Genomic DNA, 3066 nt, shown 5'->3' with positions numbered 1-3066 from the left:
CAGAGCTAAGTCTGGACTTTCTGCTGAAATGGGCACAAAACCCCAAAAAAGGTAATGCAAGAAAATAGAATAAAGACTTACCCTAAGAATGTCCCTGATTAACATGCCGTGCTTATGAAGACTACGTACTTAGACTTTGTATCTAGATAAATATAAAGATAAATATTTAAGAAAAGATCATCGCTTCGCTCATTAGTACCTCCCATCAAAAGCAATCAACAACGGCACAATAAAAAACTCTGTCGAAAGCTTTTGACGGGCCCCACAGCCAGCTTCAACAACCAACAAAAAATAGAAAAGAGATATAGCTGGCTGCGCTGAACATTTCTTTTGTCATTCGACAGGAAGCTTTAAAGCATATACGTATAGTAACGTGAATAGTCTTACTCGCTTCGCTCGCGCATTCTAGCAAGGCGAAGGGCAATTTCTGTACCGGAACCGCTGGTGAATAAAAGAAAGCTTTTGAGAGCTCGGATAGGACGCTTCTTACTCACTACGTGAGCGCGTTTAGGGATTCGTCGCACTGCTCCTCATGAAATGATGGGTTACAGTGTCACTAATGTGGATTGTAAAAATGACGAAATATCATAAACATTCCGCCGTTATGTCAATTAAAGCTTTAATTGATGAGCTTTGTTAGTTCATCTTTACTCAATTCGGTAGTTTGCGCGATTAGTTCGATATCTATGCCTGCTGAAAGCATCTTCTTAGCAATCGCTAGCTGAGTTTCTTGGTGACCTTCTTGACGTCCTTGCTCAAGACCTTGCTTTAAGCCCTGCTCTCGACCACGCGCCTCTAATTGTTCTGCAATCGTCATTAACTTTTCCTCATGCTCTGGCACTTGCTCTGCGAGTGTTCGGACCAGCCTTTCCAGGTTCGAGGTCTCCCCTACCCGCACTAAGTATTCCATCAAAGAATCTAACTGCTTTTCGGTTAGATAATGTTCTAGTAACAGTGTAACCAGTGTGTCTGTAAAATCCAATAAGTCTCTTTGTCTAACATGCTTCTGCACCAGCTCTAACAATGCCACTCGCTTGTGTTGGATGATTTCATCATCCGGAAGAACGGTGACATCAACAAGTGGGTACGCCTGGGTGTAAATCGATTTGGCTAGCTCTGGTTCCTCAAATTCATCTAACCAATTCGTGCTGTACGGATAAGGTGATGTTCTGCCGTGATAAAACAAAAGTGGGACGACTAAAGGGAGAGTGTCGTTACCTGCATCCAGATGTTGTTGCATTGCGGCTATAGCATATCGAGTCAAACGAAAGCTCATGTGCTTATCTGGACTGCTTTGGTGTTCGATAAGCGCGTACACATACCCCACCCCGTTTTCAGTCTCCATTGAGTAAAGAATATCGGAGTAATATGGAGTGAGCTCATCTTCCAGGAACGAACCCGATTGAAGCTGGAGCGTGTCTAGGTTGCAAATCCTTTTGATGTGGACTGGCAAGTGAGCATCGAGAAAATCTTTTGCTGTTTCTGCTTCAGTCAGAAACGACTTAAACAATCCGTCATGTATCGATGTTGGTGTTTTCATTCTACTTATTTCCGTCTTTACATCCTCACTATACTTTAATCATCATTATATTGCAGATATTTAATTATATATATCAGAACCTTAACATAGAGAATAGCTAGCTAGCTAACTATGTGTAACTTTAAGATAGCTAGCTATATTGCAATTCGAGGTAGCTAGCTATATAATGGTTTGTATAGCTAACTATATAGGAAATATTTTATGCCAGTTATCGTATTTGCTTCTAGTAAAGGGGGAGCAGGAAAAACTACAGCCTGTAGATTACTTACTGGAGAGTTTGCCAGACAAGGTTTACCTAAAAATATTGGTGTCACTCTTATTGATGCAGACCCAAACCAACATGCTGCGAAGTGGGCGTTAATGGATGGCACTCTCCCTAACATTAACCTTGTTCAGCAATCGAATGAAGAAAGCATCTTAGAAGATATCGATGCAGCACAAGAAAATAGTGCATTCGTTTTAGTTGATTTAGAAGGTGTTGCAAGCATGACTGTTGCGCATGCAATTAGTCGTGCGGACTTAGTTATTTTAATGACTCAACCTTCAGAAGATGATGAGGATGAGTTAATTAAAACAGTTAAGCTGGTTAGACGACAAGAAAAAGCTCTTAGACGGTCGATCCCTCATGCTGTGATGATTACTCGTACTAATGCTGCATTTTATACGAAAATGCATAAGGCTATCTTAAATGATATGGAAGCTAATTGTGTAGACGTATTTAATGTTTCGTTGATAGAGCGAGCAGCGTTTAAGGCGATCAGGACATATGGCGGTATTGTCCATAACTTAGACCGAAAGGAAGTTGCTGGTGTTGATAAAGCGGCATTAAATGTTGAAGAGTTTGCAGAAGAAGTGAAAAAGAAGCTCAAAGCAAACATGATCAAGTGAGATGAGAATTATGCGCGAAACAAAATCTTTTACAGAGGATGACTCTATAGATCTTGAGGAACTTACTAAAGCTTCAAGCAAACCTAAACCAACAGAGCATGATATTGATGTTGTTATGGCAGTGGCACAAAAAAGTAGTTTTTCGAGCCGTGGAGATAACAAAAGAAAAGTGAGGAAACGAAGTCCTTACGTTATCCAAAAAAACATAAAAATGCGTATTGGTATGCCTGAATTGCTAGCAGATGTGACAACTGCTGTTGGAAGTGGTAGTGATCAAGAAACCTTAGAAAGAGCGATTCTAGCGTTAATTGAAAAGGAAAATTTAGACGATATAAAAGTAACATATCAAAAGCTAATAGCTAGCTAGTCATTGTATTTATATAGCTAGCTATATAAATGCCTCTCAATGTTGTTTTGACCGACGAACATTGAGAGGCTCGCACCCAACTTATAGGAAAATCAAGATGCAAGTGAATTGTAGCATTAACCACACCCTAAACCAAAACGCTACTGATGATGAACTCAGGTTACTCGCCAGTCTCATCGAGCGTGACTTTTTTCAACCAGCTCAGCGAACCGTCGTTGAGTCCTTCGTCTCTCGCAAAAGTATTGAGAACTATCTAAGTAATCATGCGAAC

3 protein-coding genes are annotated in these 3066 nt (G+C 40.4%); 2 read left to right on the top strand and 1 reads right to left on the bottom strand.

What is annotated here, in order from left to right; all coding sequences use genetic code 11:
• Positions 1-619: 619 nt before the first annotated feature.
• A complete protein-coding gene (locus tag OU793_RS23965) occupies positions 620-1540 on the bottom strand; it encodes an Rpn family recombination-promoting nuclease/putative transposase (RefSeq protein ID WP_193237450.1) in 921 nt (306 codons plus the stop codon).
• A gap of 201 nt (positions 1541-1741) precedes the next feature.
• Between OU793_RS23965 and OU793_RS23960 the strand changes: the two genes are divergently transcribed.
• Both OU793_RS23960 and OU793_RS23955 read left to right on the top strand, forming a co-directional pair.
• Entirely contained in the window at positions 1742-2428 is a 687-nt protein-coding gene (locus OU793_RS23960; protein ID WP_193237451.1) for a ParA family protein, read from the top strand.
• A gap of 10 nt (positions 2429-2438) precedes the next feature.
• Positions 2439-2795 carry a hypothetical protein gene (locus OU793_RS23955; RefSeq protein ID WP_159408190.1) on the top strand — a complete coding sequence of 119 codons (357 nt, stop codon included), beginning with the start codon at positions 2439-2441 and terminating at the stop codon, positions 2793-2795.
• Positions 2796-3066: the final 271 nt, after the last annotated feature.

This window comes from Vibrio sp. VP6 (assembly GCF_028823755.1).
Lineage (GTDB): Bacteria > Pseudomonadota > Gammaproteobacteria > Enterobacterales > Vibrionaceae > Vibrio > Vibrio parahaemolyticus.
This window is presented reverse-complemented; position numbering and strand designations above follow the sequence as displayed.

Bases quoted from the DNA above. Each gene is read 5' to 3' on its own strand.
- OU793_RS23955 (WP_159408190.1), top strand. From the start codon at position 2,439: ATGCGCGAAACAAAATCTTTTACAGAGGATGACTCTATAGATCTTGAG.
- OU793_RS23960 (WP_193237451.1), top strand. From the start codon at position 1,742: ATGCCAGTTATCGTATTTGCTTCTAGTAAAGGGGGAGCAGGAAAAACT.
- OU793_RS23965 (WP_193237450.1), bottom strand. From the start codon at position 1,540: ATGAAAACACCAACATCGATACATGACGGATTGTTTAAGTCGTTTCTG.